The following is a 22,722-nucleotide window of genomic DNA, read 5'->3' as shown; positions in this document are numbered from 1 at the left end:
ACCCGCGCTCTGTCTTTGACTATCACGCCAGTGCTCGTGCCAGTAAGGTAATAGGGTGTTCGCATTTCTTGCTGGTCGACATCTCAATCTGCCATTTGCAGGTTTCGCAGTCGGTAATCACTAAATCAACACCACTGTCTTCAATCTGTTGGAATAATGATGCCCCGATCCCTTGGGATGTCGCGTAGTTCTCTGATTTAAAACCATATGTCCCAGCAATCCCGCAACATTGAGAATCTAACACCACCAGCTCAATACCTGGGATGCGTTGAAGTAGCGCCAAGGTATAAGCCGTCCAGCCCATTTTCTCCATATGACAGGGGGTGTGATAAGCAATGCGCAGCGGTTTGTTTTGGGCCGAACTCTTTTCCTCTGAATACAGCGGCTTGAGCGGCAATTCCCGCCCTTTTTCTAATAAACGGTAGAGATAGCGAGTCGCCAGTTCCACTCTGTCGCGCACCGGCGCGGTATCGACATCCAGTAAATGCGGATACTCATCGCGCAGGGTAAAAGTACAGCTTGAGGAGGTGGCGACCACCGGAATATCTCGAGTAATTACCGCGTCAGTGAGGGATTCCAAATTCACCCGCGCCTGTTTTTTCGCCTGTTCAATAAACCCATTCGCAATCAGCGGCACACCACAGCATTTTTCGCGTTTAAGCAATTGAACACCAATGTTCATCGCATTGAATACACTGACTAAATCCTTGCCCAACTGCGGATGGTTATAGTTGACAAAACAGCCGTGGAAGAATGCTACCTGTTCCGTATATTGCTGCTGTTTCTCAGCTTGTTTGCGATACCAGCGGCGGAAAGTGCCAAACGAATATTTTGGCAACTCGCGCCGGTGGTCAATTTTCAGCGCTTTATCCAGTAAAACCCGCACCGGTTTTAACCCCGTGACCGCATTGATGACTGGAGCAAATGGCGTCGAGAGAGTGCCCATGAAATCGGTGTGACTGAGGATAGCATCACGCAGTTTGGGTTTATTGCTGCTGTAACTGGCTTTAGCGCGCTGGATGATGTCACCGATTTTGACATCTGACGGGCAAGCCACTTCACAGCGCTTACAGTTAGTGCAGTATTTCAATGCATCGTCATACAGCGCCGGATCTTTCAAACGCAGGCGCTCACCATCGGGGCCAGCCTGTTTTGGCCCCGGATAAAGCGGGTTAACTTTCGCTACCGGGCAATATGTGGTGCAAACCGTACATTTGATACAACTTTCAAAGCTGTTATCCCGTGCCAAATGTTGATGCTGAGAGAGAGGCTCATCCTGAGCGCTTTTGTGCTGCGGTAACGCTGTCATAATGTCACCCCCATAGCGCTGACAATCTGCTCTGCCACGAACAATGCACTGGTCAATGAAACCCCTGCACCACACCCCTGTTGCAGCGGGTCATAGCCGCCGAGAACAGCGCCAATAACATGCAAGTTATCCAGTGCGACACCGCCACGCAGCGCCCGTAACCGGTTATCGGTGTTCACGCCAAATTGCAAATAAGGTTGCGGCGCAAACATATTGCTGTGGCTCCAATCTGCGCGGTTTGGCAGTGATAAAATATCCAAATCCAGTATGGGTTCATAGATATGCTCAAAAGTCGCCACCAGCCCATTACTGAAGAAACTGCCACTCGCCAGCACCATCTGAGCCGCCCGCAACGGAATATCGCCATGATTGCGGCTATACAGCCCGGTAATTCGGTTTCCGACCAGTTCGGCGCGCAATACCGCATCACCCGGCATAACAATGCCGCCTAATTGCTGAAAACGACGACGCAGCGCTTGATGTAAGCGCATGCCGAGCAATGACGGCGGCAATGTTGGCAACAATTGAATCGGTTTGCCCACCGCCGCGCGCAGCGCCTCTAAGGGTGCTGATTCATCCAGCCCAATGCAGGCTGGCAGTAAAATCATTTCCGCTGTTGATGACAATCGCGCCAGTTCATCGGCCAGCGGTTGCCGGTTTTCGGGCAAATCCAGCACCCGCGCAATATTCACCGCACGAAATTCACTGGGATTATCGCGTAAACGGTCGAGCGCCGGTAAATGCAGATAATCTGCTGTGGCTTCAACGCCCTGCTCCTGCAAAGCACTGGCCACCATCTGTGGCTGAAAATCGAGGAATCCTTCAATGCCAATCACCGCCACTTTTTGCCAGGGTAGCGGGCCTTTTAATGGCGCGACGGGAATATCCGACGAACTCAACCACGTGGGGCGGCAGCTGCCCAGCGGGGTCAGGCGCAAGTGATTTTCAGCCGCGCTGCCGACCAGATTCAGCCCGCAGCGGCTTAACAGGGATTCAGCTTGATACGCGAGCTCGCCCACCGACCCTGTTTGCCCCATTTTGCTATAAGGATGCTCAGGCGTTAGCTCCGCTAAGGTTTCAAGCGCAGAGAGTGGCTGGCTGACCGCCTGCCCATTGGGCAATTTCGCCAACAGATCCAAAGAACCGGAGGAAAAATGCAGTGCATTTTGACCGGCGCTGACAATCGCGCAATATTTGCCTTGCTCGGCGAGGCGGATACCGCAAGCCAGCCCAGCTAACCCGCCGCCGATGATAATCACATCAAATTTCATCGCGTTTCTCCTGCTCATTGGCCGCACTCGGGCTATCATCCAGACCACATAGCCCTTGATAAACCCAATGGGTAAACTCACTTTCCCGCAAAGCGTCGCCCCAAGCTATTGGGCGCACCCCTTTCCAACGCTCATTCAAAAACTGGCCAAGTTGTTCACGGGATTGTTGCGGTGTGGTCACTTTAAAACGGCTGAGTAAGCCCGCCGCCCGGCAAGCGCAAAGCTCTCCCTGGCACGTCCCCATGCCAACGCGAGTGCGGCGGCGTAAATCCAATAGGTTATTAACTGACAAAGATTCAATGGCATAGCGCACTTCACCGGCGGTGACCGCCTCGCATTCACACACTAAACTGTTGTCCAGACGGTTTCCGGCTAATAACTGGGTCGCGCGGTCGCCATGACGATAAACGGCTGAGCCGCGAATACTGGCGGGCAAAGAAATCACTTTGCTGAGCGTTTGTTCTGCTGATTGCTGTGAACCGGGAAGTGGCTCTTGGGCCGTGGTGCAAGCCGCTGTTACACCGAGCTTTTCACAGACTTTATCTGTTGCCCACTCCGCCATCAGCCGGTAAGTCATCAACTTGCCGCCAGTGATGGTGATAAAGCCCTCCAACCCATCACGGCTGGCGTGGTCGAGCAAGACGATGCCACGGCTGACATTACGCCCTGAAGGATCATCATCACTAGCGACCAGCGGCCTGACTCCGGCATAAGCGCGTAAAATGCGCGTTTGCGCCAATTGCGGTGATAATTTTGAGCCTTCGCGAATTAAGGTATCCACCTCTTGTGCCGTTACTACCATATTGTCTATCTGATCATATTCAATATGGGTGGAGGTGGTGCCAATCAGTGAAATAGTATCGCCTGGCACCAAAATGTCGGCATCAGCCGGTTTACGGCAGCGGTTGATCACCATGTTGTTGATCCGATGACCGAGGATCAACAGCGCGCCTTTGGCAGGAAACATGCGGATACGAAGATCAGCATATTCAGCAATGTGCTGACCCCAGATCCCCGCGGCATTGACCACGATTTGCGCATGGATATCATATTGACGCTGATTTTTACTGTCGAAAACGCGCACGCCGCTCACCCGGTCACCCTGACGTAATAATCCGATAACTTGATGATAAGTGAGTACATTGGCCCCGTGCTCACGGGCATCCAACATATTGGCGGCGGTGAGGCGGAAGGGGTCAACAGTGCCATCGGGCACGCGGACGGCAGCAATTAGCGCGGGGTTAGCAGCAGGTTCGAGCCGCAATGCTTGTTTTGGATCAATGGCTTCGGCGTCGATCCCCGCCTCCTGACAGCGCGCAATAAATTGCGCCTGATATTCCAAGGAGTCTTCCGGCAAGGTGATAAACAAACCATCTGTTTGCTCAATACAATGGCGGGCAATGCGTTTGAGAATCCGGTTTTCTTCAATACATTCACGCGCGGATTCGCCGTCAGTCACAGCATAACGCGCACCACTGTGTAATAAGCCATGGTTACGGCCTGTCGCGCCGGTGGCAATGTCATGCCGCTCGAGCAGAGTACAGGCCAAACCCCGCCGAGCACAGTCTCGAGCTATTCCAGCACCCGTCGCGCCACCACCAATGATGATGACATCCGTTTCTGTGTAAGGAGAACTGTTCGTCATGAAAGACCCCATATTATCAGACAGCCGCCTGACGGCTAATTATGAGTCTATTGAGCCACAGTCTTTATGGATATTGTTTGATAAGGAACAAAAACGAACCAAAAACGAAAACAATATGGCGCATAAAAACCATGATTGTGATCAAAGTCACAGGTAATTTGTCATTAGCGGTTTCAAAATGTTAACCAATCGCTCAGAATTGCCGCCGCTTTCATATAACTGTAACAAATGCGCCATCACTCACAGATAAGTTTCGCAATCTTATCTAGTATGACGCTCGTTATGGAACATAAACGACAGTTGCTTTGCCGTTTAATCATCGGCAGCGCTTACCACCGGGTAGATACCAGGCTATACCGGAGTCAAAAATTACAAAAAAACCATCGGAGGCACTCATGTTGAGTATTTTTAAGCCCGCGCCACATGTGGCCAGGCTTCCCGCAGACCAGGTTGATCCCACTTACCGCCGTTTACGCTGGCAAATCTTCATGGGCATCTTCTTCGGTTACGCGGCCTACTATCTGGTGCGTAAAAACTTTACTCTGGCCATGCCGTATTTGATCGAACAAGGTTTCTCTCGTGGGGATCTGGGCTTCGCACTATCCGGTATTTCTATTGCTTATGGCTTCTCAAAATTCATCATGGGTTCGGTGTCTGACCGTTCGAATCCACGCGTATTCCTCTCTGCCGGTTTGATTCTCTCCGCAGCCGTGATGCTGTTTATGGGGTTCGTCCCTTGGGCAACATCCAGTATCGCCGTGATGTTTGTGCTGCTGTTCTTATGCGGCTGGTTCCAGGGAATGGGTTGGCCGCCATGTGGCCGTACCATGGTGCACTGGTGGTCGAAGAAAGAACGCGGCAGTATCGTTTCTGTCTGGAACTGCGCCCATAACGTCGGTGGTGGCTTGCCGCCATTGCTGTTCTTGCTGGGTATGGCATGGTTTAACGACTGGAAAGCTGCGCTCTATATGCCCGCTTTCGGTGCCATATTGGTGGCATTGATTGTCTTCGGCCTAATGCGTGATACGCCTCAATCTGTGGGCTTGCCACCGATTGAAGAGTACAAAAACGACTATCCGGATGACTACAGCAAAGAAGCGGAAGAAGAGCTGACCGCGAAACAAATCTTTATGCAATACATCTTGCCCAACAAATTGTTGTGGTATATCGCGATTGCTAACGTGTTTGTTTATTTGCTGCGTTACGGCATCCTCGACTGGTCACCAACCTACCTGAAAGAAGTCAAACACTTCGCACTGGATAAATCCTCATGGGCTTATTTCCTGTATGAATACGCTGGTATTCCAGGGACGCTGCTGTGTGGTTGGATGTCCGACAAAGTATTTAAAGGTAACCGTGGTGCCACCGGTGTGTTCTTTATGACACTGGTGACTATCGCGACCATTATTTACTGGCTGAACCCGGTCGGTAACCCAGGTATCGATATGGCCTGTATGATCACTATCGGCTTCCTGATTTACGGCCCGGTGATGTTAATTGGCTTGCATGCCCTTGAATTAGCGCCGAAAAAAGCGGCGGGTACTGCCGCAGGCTTTACCGGTTTGTTCGGTTATCTGGGTGGCTCGGTTGCGGCCAGCGCCATTGTTGGTTACACCGTTGACTACTTCGGTTGGGACGGCGGCTTTATGGTGATGATCGGCGGCAGCATTATCGCTGTTCTGTTATTGATCGTCGTCATGTTCAGTGAGAAAAAACATCACGCTGAACTGGCCAGACAGGCCGAGCTGGATAAAAAATAATATCCAAATGATCAAGTAGCTTACAGGCTGTGCCGTTATCTATATGGATGAATAGCGACACAGCCTTTTTCATACCCTGAAATTGATAAAAGGAATAATATCAATGCAAACCCACATCAAATCACTGATAGCGAGCATGATTCTGGCATCCTCAGTCGTCGGCATGGCACAGGCAGCGGAACCCTTAGCCCAAGATAAATCAGCAGATAAAGTTGTCATCGCGCACCGCGGTGCCAGTGGCTACTTGCCGGAGCACTCACTGCCCGCCAAAGCTATGGCCTACGCACAGGGCGCTGATTATCTTGAGCAAGATTTGGTGATGACCAAAGATAATGAGTTAGTAGTTCTCCATGACCATTATCTTGACCGGGTAACAGATGTCGCCGATCGCTTCCCTGACCGCGCCCGTAAAGATGGTCGTTATTACGCTATTGACTTTACGCTACCAGAAATCAAGTCACTGAAATTTACCGAAGGCTTTGATATTGGTAAAGATGGTAAGAAAGTGCAGAGCTATCCGGGCCGCTTCCCAATGGGCAAGTCTGATTTCCGTGTGCACACTTTCCAGGAAGAGATTGAATTTGTTCAGGGGCTGAATCATTCGACCGGTAAAAATATCGGTATCTACCCTGAAATCAAAGCGCCATGGTTCCATAAGCAAGAAGGTAAGGACATTTCTACCAAAGTGTTGGAAGTGTTAAAACAGTACGGTTACACCACCAAAGCCGATAAAGTCTATCTGCAATGCTTTGATGCCAATGAATTAAAACGTATCAAAAATGAGCTGGAACCCAAGATGGGCATGGACCTGAAACTGGTTCAACTGGTGGCTTACACTGACTGGAAAGAAACCTACGAACAGAAACCTAATGGTGAGTGGGTTAATTACAGCTATGACTGGATGTTCAAGCCAGGCGCAATGAAGAAAATCGCGCAATATGCTGACGGCATCGGCCCAGACTACCATATGCTGGTGGTGGAAACCTCGACACCAGATAACATCAAGCTGACGGATATGGTCAAGGAAGCGCATGCCAGCAATATGATGGTGCATCCGTTTACTATCCGCGCGGACAAACTGCCTAAATACGCCACTGATGTAAACCAACTGTTTGATATTATTTACAATCAAGCCGGGGTTGACGGGGTATTTACCGACTTCCCAGATAAGGGTGTGCAATTCCTGCAAAAACAGGGACAACACCAGTAAGTGATTTATCTGGGATAACTTAGCATCTGAGATAACTTAATATAAGAAATGGCGCACTCATCTACAGTGCGCCATTTTTTTTACTGCAATGAATCAGTTACTTATCAGTACCTAAAAACATCTTGCGCAGATAATGGGGTACTGCGTCATCGGCATTTGAGCCGATCACTTCCAGGTTCGGTAACATATCTTTTAGGCGCTGATGAGCATCGCGCATGATGCAGCCCTTGCCCGACATAGACAGCATTTCCAGATCATTCATACCATCGCCAAACGCGATACATTCTTTCAATGAATAACCAATAATTTTAGACACTTGCTCAAGCGCATGGCCCTTGGACACCCCGCCGCCCATCACTTCCAGACAGGTCGGGAAAGAGAAGCTGACATTCACCCGATCGCCCCAACGTGCATTGATGGCTTCTTCCAAAATCAATAATTTATCGTGATCTTCGCAGGTGAAGTAAACCTTACACACCCCGTCAGTCGGCAGCAAAGCTGGCTCGAACACTTGATATTTGAACACCGACTCGCGGAAAAACTCTTCCTGTTCAGGGCTTTCGCGGTTCATATACCATTCATCATTCAAATAGACGTTGGTCAGAATATCTGAATTGTGATGTTCAATATTGTACAAATCACGGGCAATGTCAGCATCGAGGTTATGACTGAAAATCAGCTCCCCTGCGGTGTTATGCACACGCGCGCCGTTGGAGGTTATCATAAAGGCGCTGATATCCAGGTTGTCGCGGATTTGGGCCACATCAATATGGTGGCGGCCAGTCGCAAACACAAAGTGCACATCGCGCTGCGTCAGCAACTTGAGTGTCTCTTTGGTATAAGGCGTCAATATGTGGTCAGGTGACAGCAGGGTGCCATCTAAATCGGAAGCAACAACATGATACATAGCGGTATGTTCTAACCTCTGGTGGTGTCGGGATTTACCGGCCGACGGATTGTTTATGTTGCAGACAATGTTTATGTTGCAAAGAAGAGTTATGTTGCGCAAAAAAACGCAATATGGCGCTTAGCGCCTCGGCACGCAGGGTGTCCCGCTCGAACAGGATCTCATGGCGTGCACCTTGAATGACCTTAGGCTGCCCCCCTTCGCAAGGGTGCCCCGCCAGAATCATTGCCTGAGAAAATGCATTATGGGCCGGGTTATGCACTACCCGATCCTCACTGGCCTGTAGTAACAGAACCGGCGTAGTAATTTTGTCTGCCTGGGCGATAATTTGCTCACCCACCAGCATGCTTTCACGGATCCAATGATAAGTTGGCCCGCCGACACGGATTTCTGGTGTATCCGCATATTGGCGCAAATAGCGGCGATAGCGCTCACGGCTGTGAGTCAACATATTGACCATATAGGGTAATGGCCGCCATTGCCCAGTGCCGATGGCGTAATAATCCCGCAGTTTTTGATGCTTTTCAGCCCAGTCGACAATCCGGTGAGCCAGCCAGCCCGGCATCGGCAAATGGATGCCAAACATGGGCGCACAAAGCGCCACGGCATCAAATGCCTCTGGCTGCTGCGCCAAAAAGCGCGTCAGAATTGCGCCCCCCATAGAATGGGCCAGTGCAAAACGCTGCTGATAATGGCTACCGGTTATTTCGCGCTGCACCAACTGCGCAAAATCTTCAATGTAATCATCAAATTTGATCACATGACCGCGGTTACCATCCTCCAGTATACGCCCTGATCGCCCCTGACCACGATGATCCAACACTATAACATCATAGCCTTGCTGGAATAGATCATAAGCTACTTCGGGGTATTTGACGTAACTTTCAATGCGACCAGGCACCACCACCACCACGCGGGTATGTTGAGGTGAGCAAAAACGAACATAGCGAATGGGGATATTATCGACCCCCATAAACTCGTCTTCATCCCGCTGCTGCCAAAAATCTAACAATGGGCCGTTAACAAAAGCAGCAAACTGCTCTTCACGGGTCAACCAGCTATTATCTAACGGCATAGTGTGTCTCTATAACGACATAGTTTGTCTCTATAGCGGCATAGTTTGTCTCTAACAGCATAGTGCGGCCCGATATAATATAACGTTATAAATCATAGCTGATTGCATCCTTTGGCTGGAGTCATTGGGTACTCTGTGAGCCATAGCACATTGATTAGCAATAGAGTATTGTGGCATAAATTTATGCATTCTGGGAGTTTTGCCAATGACCTTAGACTGGTGGTTAACTTATCTGCTGACCACAATTATTCTCAGTTTGTCCCCCGGATCGGGTGCCATCAATACTATGAGCACCACCATCAGTCATGGTACGCGCGGCGTGATTGCCTCCATCTGCGGATTACAATTGGGGCTGGCTGTGCATATTGTGCTGGTCGGGGTGGGCCTTGGCGCACTGATTTCACAATCTCTGCTGGCATTTGAGCTGTTAAAATGGCTCGGAGCGGCTTACTTAATTTGGCTTGGCATACAACAATGGCGCGCCGCCGGGGCGCTGGACTTGCATGCATTAGCGAACAGCCTGCCACGGCGCAAGCTGTTTAAACGCGCGGTGTTCGTCAACCTGACCAACCCGAAAAGCATTGTTTTTCTGGCCGCGTTGTTTCCACAATTTGTCCTGCCGCATCAACCGCAAGTGGCGCAATATCTGATTCTCGGCAGCACCAGTGTGATAGTCGATATTATCGTGATGATGGGTTACGCGACTCTTGCTACGCGAATCGCAGGTTGGATTAAATCACCGCAGCAAATGAAATTATTGAACAGAATATTTGGTAGCTTATTCATGTTGATAGGCGCATTACTGGCCACCGTACGAAAAGTATAAAGCCGTTATGATGCCCCCAACTGGGTAATTCACCGGTCGGGGAAATCGCTAGCGGGATAATATTAGGTGGATACCAAAACCGGTGAATAACACCCCTGCCAGCCCATCAATCCATTTAGATAACCGTTGATAGCCACGGCGCATCACCGGTAAAGCAAAGACGCAGGCTACAATGCTAAACCATATAAAAGTTTCCGCCACAATCAGTACAAATAAACCCCAGCGTGCGCCAGCAGTCACATTATCACCAACAAACAATGAAAATACGCTGCCGAAATAGATAACCGCTTTGGGGTTCGATAAATTAGTCAGAAAACCACGCACGAAAGTCCGGCCACGCGCAGGAAGTGCAACTTGCACCTCACTTTCTGAAGTATCTTGTTTGGAACGGGCGGATTTCAGCAGTTGCCAACCCATCCAGCACAGATATAACCCACCGCCGACCATAATGATTTCATGTAACCACGCCATTTTCTGCAAAATGAGATTTAGCCCCATCAGGGCGACACCGGCCCAAACCACAATCCCCAGCGAAATACCGACCACACCCATCATGGCTTCGCGCCGTGAGCGGCTGGCCGCGGTTTGTGAGACAAAAAAGAAATCCGGGCCGGGGCTCATCAGAGCCACCAAATGCACTAGCGCGACAGTCAGAAATAGCATTAGCATAATGAGATTCTCATAGCAGGAAAGGCGACCTGTTAGTCGTCGTTGTTATCTACGTGGTCGCGGATCATCGCCATAAACGGCGCGCCAAAGCGCTCCAACTTACGTTGCCCGACGCCACTGACACTCAACAGCTCACTGGCCGTGATCGGCATCTGCTCCGCCATCTCCAACAAGGTGGTGTCGTTAAACACCACATAAGGCGGAATATTGCCTTCGTCGGCGATAGATTTGCGCAATTTACGCAATTTGGCGAATAATTTGCGATCGTAATTGCCGCCGTAGGATTTTTGATTAGCACTGCTGCGCACTTTCAAACTCTGAATACGCGGCACCGCCAATTGTAATGGCAATTCAGCACGTAATACCGGACGCGCGGCCTCGGTCAACTGCAAAGCAGAGAACATCGCGATATTTTGGCTCAGTAACCCAAGGTGAATTAGCTGGCGCAACACACTGACCCAGTGCTCATGGCTTTGCTCGCGACCAATGCCATAGACCGACAGTTTGTCATGACCAAACTCACGAATGCGCTGATTATTTGCCCCGCGCAGCACCTCGACGATATAGCCCAAACCAAACCGTTGCCCGACCCGATACACACAAGACAGCGCTTTTTGCGCATCAGCCAGCCCATCATAGCGCTTTGGCGGATCCAAACAAATATCGCAGTTACCGCATGGCTGCTGCTTGCCCTCACCAAAATAGTTCAGCAACACCAATCGGCGGCAAGTTTGCGCTTCGGCAAAAGCCCCCATCGCATTGAGTTTGTGCCGCTCAATATCCTGTTGTGCGCCGGCCGGTTTTTCTTCCAGACAGCGGCGTAACCACGCCATATCGGCCGGGTCATACAGCAACATCGCCTCAGCGGGCAAACCATCACGCCCGGCACGCCCTGTTTCCTGATAATAAGATTCGATGGTGCGCGGAATATCAAAATGCACCACAAAGCGGACGTTGGGTTTGTTAATCCCCATGCCGAAAGCCACGGTGGCAACCACCACTTGCAAGTCATCGCGCTGGAAAGCTTCCTGTACCTGCGCCCGCCGCTCATTGTCCAGCCCAGCATGGTAAGCCGCCACACTTAAACCACGGCTTTGTAGCCGCGCGGTGGTGTCTTCCACTTTTGCCCGGCTATTGCAGTAAATAATGCCACTTTTGCCGCGCTGGTCTTGAACAAAACGCCACAGTTGATCCAGCGGTTTGAACTTCTCTACCAGCGTGTAGCGAATATTGGGGCGGTCAAAGCTGCTGACCTGAATTAAGGGGTTTTCCAGATTGAGCAGCCGCACGATATCCCCACGCGTGGCTTCATCAGCCGTCGCGGTCAGCGCTATTACCGGTAAATCAGGGAAACGTTGCTTTAACTGACCAAGGGCACGGTATTCCGGGCGGAAATCATGGCCCCATTGAGAGATGCAGTGCGCCTCATCCACCGCCAACAGCGCAGGACGCCACTGATGTAGTTGGTCGAGAAAACTCTCCATCACCAGCCGTTCCGGTGCGATATACAGCAGTTTAATTTGACCACTGCGGCACCCGTCCATCACCGCCAATTGCTGCTCACGAGTTTGTGATGAGTTTAAGCACCCCGCGCCCACACCATAGGCCAGCAGTTGGTCAACCTGGTCTTTCATCAGAGAGATTAAGGGGGAGACCACCAACGTTAGGCCATCCGTCACCAATGCCGGTATCTGATAGCACAAAGATTTACCACCGCCCGTTGGCATCACTACCAGACAGTCTTGCCCTGATAGGGTGGCATTGATAATTTCTTGTTGTCCGGGCCGAAATTGCTGGTAGCCGAAAGTATCTCGCAATACTTGCTGTGCCAGTAACTCCCTATTTATCACTGCGGCGGTTGACACACTATTCCCCAACTATGAGATCTGCACAGGCCGGTGAACCGGCCTGTGTCTGAAACTTTTCTAACGCCGGATGACGTTAAAGGACATCATTCAACATGATACCCACACCCACCCGTGTTTGCCTAAAGTTATAGTCAATCATTGACTCACCATAGCCACTGAACACTTGGGTATAGAAACGAACATGCTTGGTAATCGGGTAGCTCCAGCCCATTTCAGCACCGCCGTAACCCGTATTCCAGTTATAGCGACCATCCAGACTAAACACACTTTCACCCAGAGCATAGCCCACTTTCAGGCGGTAATAACCCATGTATTTATTGATATCCGGGTTGTCATCTTTGGCATCATTTTCGGGCAAACGATACCAAGGTTTCAGGTCAATTTCCAAGTTGCCGCGTTGTGCCATGAAGCGGGTATAAACGCGATCCCAGCTACGTGAGGTTGGATCGGCTTTGCCGTTAGATTGGTGATTATAACCAAACTCTACTTCACGGAATGTCCAGCCCGCCAGCTCATAATCTGTGGCCCATGCCAGGAACACTTGCGGTTCGTAGTTGGTTTCACGGAAAGGTGAAGATTCATCTTTGTTCGATGCTTGCCACCAGGAACGTTGAGTATAAGACGCACCCAGCAACGAGTTATCACCGGCAATACCGCGCCAGATAGGGAAGCCTAAACTCAGTTGGAATTTAACTTCATCCTTATTGGCATTCTGCGCCCAATCATAAGAGCTTATCGCATCTTTATTGATATCGCTGGTATAGGTGTATAACAAATAGTTTGTTTCATACGGATAAAGTAAGAACGGATTGTCGTGATCCTGCAACATCGCCGCGATAATGCTGCCACGCACTGTCGGTGCGTCATGAATTTTCTCAACCGTTGCTTCTTCTGCTTGCGCCAATGTTGGCACCAGTAATAACGCGATTAAAACCTGCCAAAATCTACCCATAATTCCCTCATCGTTTTACGAATTATTTCTATTTGTAATGAAAACAGCTCATTCTACACACAAATGTTATCTGAGATTAGTGTTGTTTATATTTATGATTTAACGACTGGAAAACAACAAAATAGGAGCATAAAATAAACAAACTAATAACATGAGAAATTATCTTTTAAGAGAAAAATAATGCCTGTAACACCTTTAACACTGGAAAGTGCCCGTAGCCTTATTGGTGAAATTTTTGTTTATCACATGCCATTTAACCGCGAATTGGGATTAAAATTAACTCGTTTCGAGCAAGATTACGCCGAAATTACTTTTGATAATAATGACAAGCTGGTCGGTAATATTGCGCAGCGGATATTGCACGGCGGTGTTATTGCCGCAGTGTTAGATGTTGCCGCTGGTCTGGTATGTGTTGGGAATAGTCTGGTTCGCCATGAACCACTGATTCAGGAACAACTGCAAATGAAGCTGGCGAAAATGGGCACCATCGACCTGCGCGTCGACTATTTGCGCCCTGGCCGTGGTGAGCACTTTACTGCCAGCAGCAGCATCTTACGCAGTGGTAACAAGGTGTCTGTTGCCAGAGTTGAATTGCATAATGAAAACCAAATGCATATCGCCAGCGCAACTGCGACCTATTTGGTTGGCTGATGCGACCTATTGCGGTGATGAATAATAACGTGAAGTTAAGTACACTCACCGCATCTCCTTTCTTGTTCTGAGCCACACCATGGATAAACAACGAACCCGTCAGGGCATTTTTTTTGCGCTGGCTGCCTATTTTATTTGGGGTATTGCCCCTGCTTATTTCAAGCTCATCCAACAGGTGCCGGCTGATGAAATTTTGACTCATCGGATTATTTGGTCATTTTTCTTTATGCTGATTTTACTGACTGTCAGCCGCAATTGGCCCCAAGTTCGCCGCGCCATTAAAAACCGTAAACGTTTGTTATTACTGGCTGTTACCGCCGTACTAATCGCCAGTAACTGGCTATTATTCATTTGGGCGGTCAACCACAACCACATGCTGGAAGCCAGTCTGGGTTACTTTATTAACCCGTTGGTCAACGTGTTATTTGGCATGCTATTTCTCGGCGAGCGTTTTCGTCGCATGCAATGGGTTGCGGTGGCACTGGCGTTCGGCGGGGTGCTCATTCAGCTGTGGCAATTTGGTTCACTGCCCGTGATTGGTTTGGGCCTGGCGATTACCTTTGCGTTATATGGCTTAATTCGCAAAAAACTGGGGATTGATGCCCAAACCGGCATGTTGGTTGAAACAATGTGGCTATTGCCGATTGCGGCAGTTTACCTGTTCTTTATTGCCGACAGCCCGACCAGCCACATGGGGGCCAATGCCTGGTCGCTGAATATTCTGTTAGCTGCTGCGGGGGTGATTACCACTATTCCGCTGCTGTTCTTCACCGCCGCCGCCACCCGCTTGCGCCTTTCGACACTGGGCTTCTTCCAATATCTGGGGCCGACGCTGATGTTTATTCTGGCGGTCACTTTCTATGGCGAGACTATCGGCAACGATAAGATGGTCACTTTCGTCTTTATCTGGGCGGCGCTGTTACTGTTCACGTTGGATGCGCTTTACACCCAACGCAAGCTGCGTGCCTAGTTATCAAGCCTACAAAAATGCCGGTTACTCATTGAGCGATGAATTGATAACCAAAGAACTTGACGTTGCAGGTAGGCAGCAAGCGAACTCATCCCGATGAGCTTACACAAGTAAGTGATTCGGGTGCGTGAACGCAGCTAACACCCCTGCAACTTCAAGGGCGAAGGTTAAAGCCAGTTCTTGCGTTTGAAATAGAGATATGGCGCTAACCCGGCAATAATCATCAAACTGATTGCCCCTGGGTAACCAAACGACCAGCGCAATTCCGGCATAAATTCAAAGTTCATCCCGTAGCTGGACGCCACCAAGGTGGGCGGCAGGAACACCACCGACACCACCGAGAAGATCTTGATAATGCGGTTCTGCTCGATGTTGATAAAACCCATCGCCGCTTGCATTAAGAAGTTAACTTTCTGGAACAAAGATTCATTGTGCGGCAACAGAGATTCGATATCGCGCAGTACCTCACGGGCCTGTTCCAACTGGCCACTGGGTAAACGGGCCTTACGCACCAAGAAATTCAGCGCCCGCTGGGTATCCATTAGACACAACCGGACTTTCCAGCCGATATCTTCCTGTTCTGCCAGTGTGGAGAGCGCAGCATCATATTCATCGCCCTGCTGGCCTTCCATGATGACGCGGCTCAAGGCTTCCAAGTCGCTGTAAATATTCTCGATTTCATCTGCCAGCTGCTCAATTTTAGTTTCAAACAAATCTAGCAGCAATTCATAGGCGTTGCCGTCAACCAGTGTTTGGTTGCGCGCGCGCATGCGATACAAGCGGAATGCCGGTAATTCGCGTTCGCGCAGGGTATACAGGCGGCCATCACGAATAGTAAATGCCACAGTTGAGTTACCGGCGTGGTCGTCAGCATCTTCATAATAGAAGAAGGAGTGGATATGCAGGCCATCTTCGTCTTCAAAGAATCGCGCGGAGGCCTCGATGTCGTCCAACTCTGGCCGCGTGGCCAGGCTTTGCCCTAACTCATTCTGGACGCGTTCCCGCTCACCCTCTTCTGGCTCGACTAAATCGACCCAAAGTGAGGAAGTCAGGTCATCTGATTCATCCAGCTCCAAACGGGATAAGCGATTGTTACTTAATTTAAATGCGCTCAGCATGTGCCAAAACTCCCTTGCGGTGATGGATAGGGAAAACGCATTGAAGCACAGAAACAGGTCAGTATTGAAATACCCTTTGTTTCAGACCATAAGGAGATCTGACTCACAGCGGCGGTTTAGCGGGGCCGCTGACAACCACGAAGGCTATCAGCAAATATGAGGATAGCCTTAGAAGTTGCACCCTATGAACAGGTTATTGAGCCAGTATCTACTGGGTGTGTCCAAGGCGAATGTCCTCATCAAGAATAGTGCGCGCATGTTACGCCGAGAAGAAAAAGGCTGTCAACCGGTTAAAAGGTGTTAATTCATGAGCACAATTTTTAGTTCTGAGCGGCAAGATTTATTATCCAACAGCACGCAGCTATATACCTTAAATAATTCGAGTTGCAGAAAGGCGGCAAGTGAGTGACAAATCGGTCGGGAACCGATTTGAACAGCATTTATGCTAGCCCGCAGGGTGAGCCTCAAGGATGAGGCTCATTAATCCCCAAGAACTTACACAAGTAAGTGACTGGGGTGACAAATCTGCGGGGAGCAGATTTGAACGCTGCTTGCAGCGGCCTAGCAGAGGCGAGGCCCATGGACGGGCCGAGTAGTGAAAGCAGCCAACACATATGCAGCTTGAAGTATGACAGGTATAACATCGCTCTGTTTACGCTAGATTACAGTCAGCCACTCTTAAGGATATTTGACCAAAATGAAGCAAATCACCCAACAAACTCTGGTGCAGTTGAGCCAGCAAGCCCAGCAGTCACCGCGTCAGAGAGCCAATCTTAACTTCCACCCACAGCTCGACGACCCCATACAGCGCCTGGCGATTGCGATGGAGCCAGAGACTTATGTTCGCCCTCATCGCCACCCTCACACTTGGGAATTACTGACAGCATTACACGGCAGCTTTATTGTGCTGCTGTTTGATGATGCAGGAAAAGTCACCCACCGTGCGCTATTGGGCCAGGAAACCGCTATTCTGGAGATCCCCGCTAATGTGTGGCACGCCGTGCTCTCACTGGAAGAAGGGGCGGTTATTTTTGAAGTTAAACACGGCCCTTACCAGCCCATTACTGCCGAATACTTCGCCAGTTGGTCACCCGCCGAGGGTGAAGCGAAAGTCAGCAACCTATTGGCGTGGTATGCGACGGCTGATATTGGCGCGCGCTATCAGTAATAATATCAGTAAAAAACCGAAGCCAGCTTCGACTTCGGTTTTGTGTATCCTGCATCTTTATTTAGCTGATAATCCAGCAAAAATCACGAACAGGCTTTCCCTTGGTATTGGCAAAACAATCAACGTTTTATATTTTTAAACTGCTTAGTGGTATCCGTCAGTGCAATTTCTGTTGGTAACCGCTCCATGGAGCTGGCACCGTAGAAACCATCACATTGCGGACAATTATCCAAGATGTATTGAGCATCTTCTGGGGTAGAAATCGGCCCGCCGTGACACAACACAATCACATCTTCGCGCACCGCTTTTGCGGCAGCGGCCCATTCATTAATCAGAGGCACACAGTCAGCCAGCTTCAACGCGGTGTCAGCACCAATATTGCCGCCGGTGGTCAGCCCCATATGAGGAACAATAATATCGGCCCCCGCTTGAGTCATGGCGACAGCATCTTCGGCACTGAAAATATACGGCGTGGTGAGTAAATCTTTCTCGTGAGCCAGACGAATCATGTCCACTTCCAGACCATAGCCCATGCCAGTTTCTTCAAGGTTAGCGCGGAAATTCCCGTCAATTAAACCCACTGTTGGGAAATTCTGCACACCAGAAAAGCCCAATGCTTTCAGTTGATCCAAGAAGTGGTCAAACTGACAGAACGGGTCAGTACCATTGACCCCCGCTAGCACCGGCGTGTTCTTGACCACTGGCAACACTTCTTTTGCCATGTCGACCACAATTTCATTGGCATTGCCGTAGGCCAGCAGACCGGCCAGCGAACCGCGACCGGCCATGCGATAACGGCCCGAGTTATAGATGACGATAAGATCAATACCGCCGGCTTCTTCACATTTGGCCGACAAACCTGTACCCGCACCGCCGCCGATAATCGGCTCACGGCGGGCAATCATTTCCCGGAATTTAGCCAATATGGCCTGGCGTTGAAATTTTGGCATATGCTTCTCCACGAAGTTTACAGTGAGCAGTAATGGCCCTAATGGGATCGGCTCTTTGCTATTTCTTTAAAGTTTTCTACCGCAGCTTGGGCAAACTGTGGGTCATTAATATTGAATGGATAGTGCACCAGACGGCGTTTTTCAGTTTGAATCACGGTTTCTTCCAGCGTGTGGATAAAAGCTTTCAGTGCTTTTTCATCCCAGAAAGGTTGGCCCGGTGCGTCTAGCGCTGAAAATCCGCCCAGTGGAATTAAGAAACGCACCTCGCCTTCGCAGCGGTTAAGCTTCTCGCCAATCCAGCGCGCCATCTCAATGTTTTCTTGCTCGGAGGTACGCATCAATGTGACTTGCGCATTGTGCTCATAGAACAAGCGGTCGGCATATTTCGTCGGAATGGTGGCGGGGTTACCAAAATTAACCATATCTAATGCACCGCAAGAGCCGACGTAAGGAATTTGGCTGTGAGCAATAGCATCAAACCTTTCTGGGCCGCATGCTAATACCCCACCAAATAACAGGTCGCAGACCTCGGTGGTGGTCAAATCCAGCGCCCCTGCCAGTAAGCCGCTTTCGGCCAATTTTTCCATCGCTTTGCTGCCGCTGCCGGTCGCATGGAACACTAAACAATCATATTCTGCCGATAATGCCGCGCTAACCGCTTGAATACAGGGGGTTGTCACACCAAACATGGTCAAACCCAGCGCCGGTTTATCATTGGTCGCGATTTCTTCTTTTTGCGCAAAATAAACCGCACCGGCAATTTGATGGGCCGCATTGCTCAGCACACGGCGGGAAATACGATTAAGCCCGGCAATATCAGTGACCGAATACATCATGGCGATATCACTGGCACCGATGTAGCCGGAAACATCACCAGAAGCCATGGTTGACACCATCAGCTTAGGAATACCGATAGGTAAACTTTGCATCGCAGGGGTTATCAGTGCCGTGCCGCCGGAGCCGCCCAAGCCTAACAGCGCAGCCACGTCATCACGGCTGGCAATAAAACGCTCAAAAGCCACCGCCATCGCACTTATCGCCCGCCCTCTATCACCACAGAAGACGGCCTGACGCCCATCAGGATGATGGCTCGCCACCGTTTCGGCCGTGATATCAGCGCCGCCAGCGTGCTGACCTGCTTTGGTCGATAAATCAACCGTGACCGTCGTCAGGCCGGTTGCTTTAATCAATTCACTGACATAAGTCAGCTCATCGCCTTTGGTATCTGTCGTGGTCGCGATAAAAATATGACGGGGCATCTGAACATCCTTCTATGAATGCGGAATGTCACAAGAAATGAAGCGAGTTGGTTAAGATAGAAGCATATTGAGACTGTAGTATCATTTTCGCAAAGCATATAACTTAAATATGAGACTACAGTCTCAAAAATAATCTGAATATGGAGAGCATTCATGGCGATTTGTGCGAACGGTTTGTTATAGTGAGCAAAAATACGATCTCTAGATCATGGAGTGACCGTGAGTTATCAAGATAAACCAGAACGCGCCCCTCCATCGCTAACCACCATCAGGGCTAGAACCCGGCGGCTACTTATTGACACCGCGATGTCAATGTATGAACAAGGCGCATTTCCATCAATAACTGAAGTCGCCAATGCCGCCCAGCTTTCCCGTGCCACGGCTTACCGCTATTTCCCGACACAAAGTGCCTTGGTTTCTGCCATGGTCGATGAGAGTCTTGGGCCAATATTGGAATGGCAGCCTACTCAACCCGATGCCCACCAGCGTATTGCTGAATTACTGTCTTTTGCTTATCCGCGTATGTTGCAACATGAGGGCGTGCTGCGAGCCGCGCTGCACTTGTCTTTGCAACAATGGGCCGATAGCCGCAGCAATCCAAACAATGAAGAGAAGTTAGTCCGTGGTAACCGTAAGCGGTTGTTAAAGCTGGCGGTTGAGCCATTGGAAGGGAAATTAACACCAGAAGCACTGCAACGGGTGATTCATGCATTTTCGTTAATTTATGGATCAGAGGTGTTTATGGTGCTGAAAGATATTTGGCATTTAGATGATGCTGGGATTCAGGATGTTACCCAGTGGATGGGCAAAGCCATTCTGCTACAAGCAGAAACCGATGCAAAACTGGCGGCTCAGGATGGGAGCGAGAGCCGCTAATACCGCTGCGGCATTGAGTCACAGGGTTTACCCAAACCTATTGATATTGCAGGGTAAACTTAGACAGCTTCTAATCGGGCATAAGCCGCCACCAGCCACTTAATACCTTCGCCGGGGAAAGCCACTTGCAACCGACTATGCTCACCGCTACCTTCCAGGTTGACGATGGTGCCCTCGCCAAACTTAGGATGGCGCACCCGCTGGCCTAGTGAGAAGCCACTGTCATTTTCGTTCATCGGCGTCCCCATGCTGCGGTGGTTGACCGGGCGGGAAACTGTCGCGCGCAGCCGCACTTCTTCAACACACTCCTGCGGCAGTTCGCCGATAAAACGTGATGGCCGATGATTCACTTCTTTACCATACAGACGGCGGCTCTCGGCATAACAGAGTGTCAGTTTTTGCATCGCGCGGGTGACCCCCACATAGGCCAACCGCCGTTCCTCTTCCAGCCGCCCACTTTCATCCAGTGCCATCTGGCTGGGGAACATGCCCTCTTCCATACCCACGATGAATACCTGCGGGAACTCCAGCCCTTTCGCTGAATGGAGAGTCATCAACTGCACGGCATCCTGATAAGCATCCGCCTGGCCCTCTCCCGCTTCCAGCGCCGCATGTGAGAGAAATGCCTGCAATGGCATCAAATCCTGATCTTCATCCTGATAGCTATATTGACGGGTCGCGTTGACCAGTTCTTCAAGGTTTTCAATACGCGCCTGGCCTTTTTCGCCCTTTTCCTGCTCATACATCGACCACAAACCAGAATCGCGCATCACTCGGTCAGTTTGGACATGCAACGGCATATCTGCGGTTTCATGCGCCAGTGAATCCACCAGCTCGACAAAACGCTGCAGCGCAGAAGCCGCACGGCCTGCCAGCACTTTTTCCTGCAACATGGCGCGGGTGGATTGCCACAACGTTAGCTGGCGATCACGGGCAGTCTGGCGCACCACATCTAAGGTGCGGTCTCCAATACCACGGGTTGGTGTATTCACCACCCGCTCAAAGGCCGCGTCATCATTGCGATTGGACATCAGGCGCAGATAAGCCAATGCATCTTTGATTTCTTGACGTTCGAAGAAACGCTGACCGCCATAAATACGGTATGGCGTGGCCGTCTGCAATAAAGCTTCTTCCAAAACACGCGATTGGGCGTTGCTGCGATACAAAATGGCACAATCATTCAGCGCACCGCCATTGTCGCGCCAGGCTCTAATGCGGTTCACCACAAAGCGGGCTTCATCCAGCTCATTAAAGGCGCAATAGAGCGAGATTGGCTCGCCCTCAGCGCCTTCAGTCCACAGATTTTTCCCCATGCGGCCGTCATTATTGGCAATCAGGGCATTCGCTGCCGTCAGAATATTGCTGGTTGAACGGTAATTTTGCTCCAATCGGATAGTTTCAGCGCCGGGAAAATCTTTCAGGAAGCGCTGGATATTCTCCACCTGCGCCCCGCGCCAGCCATAAATTGATTGGTCGTCGTCGCCGACAATCATCACATTGGAGCGATCCCCCGCCAGCAGGCGAATCCAAGCATATTGGATGTTGTTAGTATCTTGGAACTCATCCACCAGAATGTTGGTAAAGCGCTCGCGATAATGATTCAGAATATGCGGCTTATTCAGCCACAGCTCGTGCGCACGCAATAATAGCTCGGCAAAATCCACCAGACCCGCGCGGTCACAAGCTTCTTGATAGGCTTGATAGATACGCAGCCACGTGGCTTCGACCGGGTTGCCGTAGCTCTCAATATGCTGTGGACGTAGCCCTTCATCTTTTTTGCCGTTGATGTACCACATTGCTTGCCGTGGTGGCCATTGTTTTTCATCTAAATTCAATGCTTTAACCAAGCGTTTCAATAAGCGCAGTTGGTCGTCACTGTCGAGGATTTGGAAATCCTGCGGCAGATTGGCATCCATATGGTGAGCACGTAGCAACCGGTGCGCCAGACCGTGGAAAGTCCCAATCCACATCCCGCCCTGACTGGTGCCAATCAAATGCTCAATACGGTGGCGCATTTCAGCCGCCGCTTTATTGGTAAAGGTGACCGCGATAATGGAGTACGGAGAGGCATTTTCTACTGACAACAGCCAGGCAATGCGATGCACCAGCACCCGGGTTTTACCACTGCCCGCACCGGCCAGTACCAACAGGTTGCAGCGTGGCGCGGCCACGGCTTCGCGTTGTTTTTCATTCAGGCTGTCGAGCAGATCAGAAACGTCCATAGGCACCGTTTATCGG

Annotated in this window: 20 protein-coding genes; 8 read left to right on the top strand and 12 right to left on the bottom strand. The window is 50.3% G+C overall.

What is annotated here, in order from left to right; translation table 11 throughout:
* Nucleotides 1-22: 22 nt before the first annotated feature.
* Genes glpC through glpA form a run of 3 tightly spaced genes read right to left on the bottom strand, consistent with a single transcriptional unit; the run spans nucleotide 23 to nucleotide 4,225 of the window.
* Nucleotides 23-1,309 carry an anaerobic glycerol-3-phosphate dehydrogenase subunit GlpC gene (gene glpC / locus OVO64_RS16370; RefSeq protein ID WP_038638243.1) on the bottom strand — a complete coding sequence of 429 codons (1,287 nt, stop codon included), beginning with the start codon at nucleotides 1,307-1,309 and terminating at the stop codon, nucleotides 23-25.
* A complete protein-coding gene (gene glpB / locus OVO64_RS16365) occupies nucleotides 1,306-2,580 on the bottom strand; it encodes a glycerol-3-phosphate dehydrogenase subunit GlpB (RefSeq protein WP_038638241.1) in 1,275 nt (424 codons plus the stop codon). Before glpB ends, glpC begins: the two co-directional genes overlap by 4 nt.
* The gene (gene glpA / locus OVO64_RS16360) at nucleotides 2,570-4,225 is read right to left on the bottom strand and encodes an anaerobic glycerol-3-phosphate dehydrogenase subunit A (protein WP_145585739.1); all 1,656 of its coding nucleotides are present in this window, start codon (nucleotides 4,223-4,225) and stop codon (nucleotides 2,570-2,572) included. Before glpA ends, glpB begins: the two co-directional genes overlap by 11 nt.
* On the opposite strand from glpA, the gene OVO64_RS16355 reads away from it, so the two are divergent.
* From OVO64_RS16355 to glpQ, 3 genes are all read left to right on the top strand, one after another.
* Nucleotides 4,224-4,382 (top strand): hypothetical protein, encoded by a 159-nt coding sequence (locus OVO64_RS16355; RefSeq protein ID WP_167335301.1) that lies wholly within the window; start codon nucleotides 4,224-4,226, stop codon nucleotides 4,380-4,382. The genes glpA and OVO64_RS16355 overlap by 2 nt on opposite strands.
* Before the next feature lie 238 nt (nucleotides 4,383-4,620).
* On the top strand, nucleotides 4,621-5,985 hold the full coding sequence (glpT, locus tag OVO64_RS16350) for a glycerol-3-phosphate transporter (RefSeq protein WP_145510143.1): 1,365 nt from the start codon (nucleotides 4,621-4,623) through the stop codon (nucleotides 5,983-5,985).
* A 103-nt stretch (nucleotides 5,986-6,088) separates the two neighbouring features.
* Nucleotides 6,089-7,195, top strand: a complete 1,107-nt coding sequence (gene glpQ, locus OVO64_RS16345) for a glycerophosphodiester phosphodiesterase (protein WP_038638235.1) — start codon at nucleotides 6,089-6,091, stop codon at nucleotides 7,193-7,195.
* Between the two features lie 97 nt (nucleotides 7,196-7,292).
* On the opposite strand, the gene yigL is transcribed toward glpQ, so the two are convergent.
* A complete protein-coding gene (yigL, locus tag OVO64_RS16340) occupies nucleotides 7,293-8,102 on the bottom strand; it encodes a sugar/pyridoxal phosphate phosphatase YigL (protein ID WP_038638227.1) in 810 nt (269 codons plus the stop codon).
* A gap of 34 nt (nucleotides 8,103-8,136) precedes the next feature.
* Nucleotides 8,137-9,177, bottom strand: coding sequence for a lysophospholipase L2 (gene pldB / locus OVO64_RS16335; RefSeq protein WP_120010998.1), 1,041 nt, complete (start codon nucleotides 9,175-9,177; stop codon nucleotides 8,137-8,139).
* A 205-nt stretch (nucleotides 9,178-9,382) separates the two neighbouring features.
* On the opposite strand from pldB, the gene rhtB reads away from it, so the two are divergent.
* Complete coding sequence (rhtB, locus tag OVO64_RS16330; RefSeq protein WP_145510141.1) at nucleotides 9,383-10,003, top strand: homoserine/homoserine lactone efflux protein; 621 nt, start codon at nucleotides 9,383-9,385, stop codon at nucleotides 10,001-10,003.
* 48 nt (nucleotides 10,004-10,051) lie between these two features.
* Here the strand turns inward: rhtB and rhtC are convergent, their stop codons facing one another.
* The 3 genes from rhtC to pldA all read right to left on the bottom strand — a co-directional run bounded on the left by rhtC (nucleotide 10,052) and on the right by pldA (nucleotide 13,492).
* Nucleotides 10,052-10,672, bottom strand: coding sequence for a threonine export protein RhtC (rhtC, locus tag OVO64_RS16325; RefSeq protein WP_038638221.1), 621 nt, complete (start codon nucleotides 10,670-10,672; stop codon nucleotides 10,052-10,054).
* 32 nt (nucleotides 10,673-10,704) lie between these two features.
* Nucleotides 10,705-12,537 (bottom strand): ATP-dependent DNA helicase RecQ, encoded by a 1,833-nt coding sequence (gene recQ / locus OVO64_RS16320; RefSeq protein WP_267248896.1) that lies wholly within the window; start codon nucleotides 12,535-12,537, stop codon nucleotides 10,705-10,707.
* Between the two features lie 76 nt (nucleotides 12,538-12,613).
* Nucleotides 12,614-13,492: a phospholipase A gene (gene pldA / locus OVO64_RS16315; protein ID WP_038638216.1), complete on the bottom strand. Its 879-nt coding sequence runs from the start codon at nucleotides 13,490-13,492 to the stop codon at nucleotides 12,614-12,616.
* Between the two features lie 180 nt (nucleotides 13,493-13,672).
* Between pldA and OVO64_RS16310 the strand changes: the two genes are divergently transcribed.
* Together OVO64_RS16310 and rarD are read left to right on the top strand one after the other, a co-directional pair.
* Nucleotides 13,673-14,143 (top strand): thioesterase family protein, encoded by a 471-nt coding sequence (locus OVO64_RS16310; protein WP_038638214.1) that lies wholly within the window; start codon nucleotides 13,673-13,675, stop codon nucleotides 14,141-14,143.
* Between the two features lie 79 nt (nucleotides 14,144-14,222).
* Entirely contained in the window at nucleotides 14,223-15,113 is an 891-nt protein-coding gene (rarD, locus tag OVO64_RS16305; RefSeq protein WP_038638212.1) for an EamA family transporter RarD, read from the top strand.
* A 167-nt stretch (nucleotides 15,114-15,280) separates the two neighbouring features.
* Here rarD and corA read toward each other — a convergent pair whose 3' ends face one another.
* The gene (corA, locus tag OVO64_RS16300) at nucleotides 15,281-16,231 is read right to left on the bottom strand and encodes a magnesium/cobalt transporter CorA (RefSeq protein WP_004704595.1); all 951 of its coding nucleotides are present in this window, start codon (nucleotides 16,229-16,231) and stop codon (nucleotides 15,281-15,283) included.
* Between the two features lie 697 nt (nucleotides 16,232-16,928).
* On the opposite strand from corA, the gene OVO64_RS16295 reads away from it, so the two are divergent.
* Nucleotides 16,929-17,399, top strand: a complete 471-nt coding sequence (locus OVO64_RS16295) for a WbuC family cupin fold metalloprotein (protein ID WP_038638210.1) — start codon at nucleotides 16,929-16,931, stop codon at nucleotides 17,397-17,399.
* Nucleotides 17,400-17,518: 119 nt separating this feature from the next.
* Here OVO64_RS16295 and OVO64_RS16290 read toward each other — a convergent pair whose 3' ends face one another.
* Together OVO64_RS16290 and OVO64_RS16285 are read right to left on the bottom strand one after the other, a co-directional pair.
* Entirely contained in the window at nucleotides 17,519-18,349 is an 831-nt protein-coding gene (locus tag OVO64_RS16290; RefSeq protein WP_038638208.1) for a phosphoenolpyruvate hydrolase family protein, read from the bottom strand.
* Between the two features lie 38 nt (nucleotides 18,350-18,387).
* Complete coding sequence (locus OVO64_RS16285; protein WP_050292303.1) at nucleotides 18,388-19,608, bottom strand: Tm-1-like ATP-binding domain-containing protein; 1,221 nt, start codon at nucleotides 19,606-19,608, stop codon at nucleotides 18,388-18,390.
* A 219-nt stretch (nucleotides 19,609-19,827) separates the two neighbouring features.
* On the opposite strand from OVO64_RS16285, the gene OVO64_RS16280 reads away from it, so the two are divergent.
* The gene (locus OVO64_RS16280) at nucleotides 19,828-20,484 is read left to right on the top strand and encodes a TetR/AcrR family transcriptional regulator (RefSeq protein WP_038638201.1); all 657 of its coding nucleotides are present in this window, start codon (nucleotides 19,828-19,830) and stop codon (nucleotides 20,482-20,484) included.
* Between the two features lie 59 nt (nucleotides 20,485-20,543).
* Here the strand turns inward: OVO64_RS16280 and uvrD are convergent, their stop codons facing one another.
* Complete coding sequence (uvrD, locus tag OVO64_RS16275) at nucleotides 20,544-22,706, bottom strand: DNA helicase II (protein WP_038638198.1); 2,163 nt, start codon at nucleotides 22,704-22,706, stop codon at nucleotides 20,544-20,546.
* Nucleotides 22,707-22,722: the final 16 nt, after the last annotated feature.

The sequence above is a fragment of the Yersinia sp. Marseille-Q5920 genome, assembly GCF_946902935.1.
In the GTDB taxonomy this organism is placed as follows: Bacteria; Pseudomonadota; Gammaproteobacteria; order Enterobacterales; family Enterobacteriaceae; genus Yersinia; species Yersinia rochesterensis.
This window is presented reverse-complemented; position numbering and strand designations above follow the sequence as displayed.

Coding starts and splice junctions, on each gene's coding strand:
- glpC (WP_038638243.1), bottom strand. CDS start 1,309: ATGACAGCGTTACCGCAGCACAAAAGCGCTCAGGATGAGCCTCTCTCT.
- glpB (WP_038638241.1), bottom strand. CDS start 2,580: ATGAAATTTGATGTGATTATCATCGGCGGCGGGTTAGCTGGGCTGGCT.
- OVO64_RS16355 (WP_167335301.1), top strand. CDS start 4,224: ATGAAAGACCCCATATTATCAGACAGCCGCCTGACGGCTAATTATGAG.
- glpA (WP_145585739.1), bottom strand. CDS start 4,225: ATGACGAACAGTTCTCCTTACACAGAAACGGATGTCATCATCATTGGT.
- glpT (WP_145510143.1), top strand. CDS start 4,621: ATGTTGAGTATTTTTAAGCCCGCGCCACATGTGGCCAGGCTTCCCGCA.
- glpQ (WP_038638235.1), top strand. CDS start 6,089: ATGCAAACCCACATCAAATCACTGATAGCGAGCATGATTCTGGCATCC.
- yigL (WP_038638227.1), bottom strand. CDS start 8,102: ATGTATCATGTTGTTGCTTCCGATTTAGATGGCACCCTGCTGTCACCT.
- pldB (WP_120010998.1), bottom strand. CDS start 9,177: ATGCCGTTAGATAATAGCTGGTTGACCCGTGAAGAGCAGTTTGCTGCT.
- rhtB (WP_145510141.1), top strand. CDS start 9,383: ATGACCTTAGACTGGTGGTTAACTTATCTGCTGACCACAATTATTCTC.
- rhtC (WP_038638221.1), bottom strand. CDS start 10,672: ATGCTAATGCTATTTCTGACTGTCGCGCTAGTGCATTTGGTGGCTCTG.
- pldA (WP_038638216.1), bottom strand. CDS start 13,492: ATGGGTAGATTTTGGCAGGTTTTAATCGCGTTATTACTGGTGCCAACA.
- OVO64_RS16310 (WP_038638214.1), top strand. CDS start 13,673: ATGCCTGTAACACCTTTAACACTGGAAAGTGCCCGTAGCCTTATTGGT.
- rarD (WP_038638212.1), top strand. CDS start 14,223: ATGGATAAACAACGAACCCGTCAGGGCATTTTTTTTGCGCTGGCTGCC.
- corA (WP_004704595.1), bottom strand. CDS start 16,231: ATGCTGAGCGCATTTAAATTAAGTAACAATCGCTTATCCCGTTTGGAG.
- OVO64_RS16295 (WP_038638210.1), top strand. CDS start 16,929: ATGAAGCAAATCACCCAACAAACTCTGGTGCAGTTGAGCCAGCAAGCC.
- OVO64_RS16290 (WP_038638208.1), bottom strand. CDS start 18,349: ATGCCAAAATTTCAACGCCAGGCCATATTGGCTAAATTCCGGGAAATG.
- OVO64_RS16285 (WP_050292303.1), bottom strand. CDS start 19,608: ATGCCCCGTCATATTTTTATCGCGACCACGACAGATACCAAAGGCGAT.
- uvrD (WP_038638198.1), bottom strand. CDS start 22,706: ATGGACGTTTCTGATCTGCTCGACAGCCTGAATGAAAAACAACGCGAA.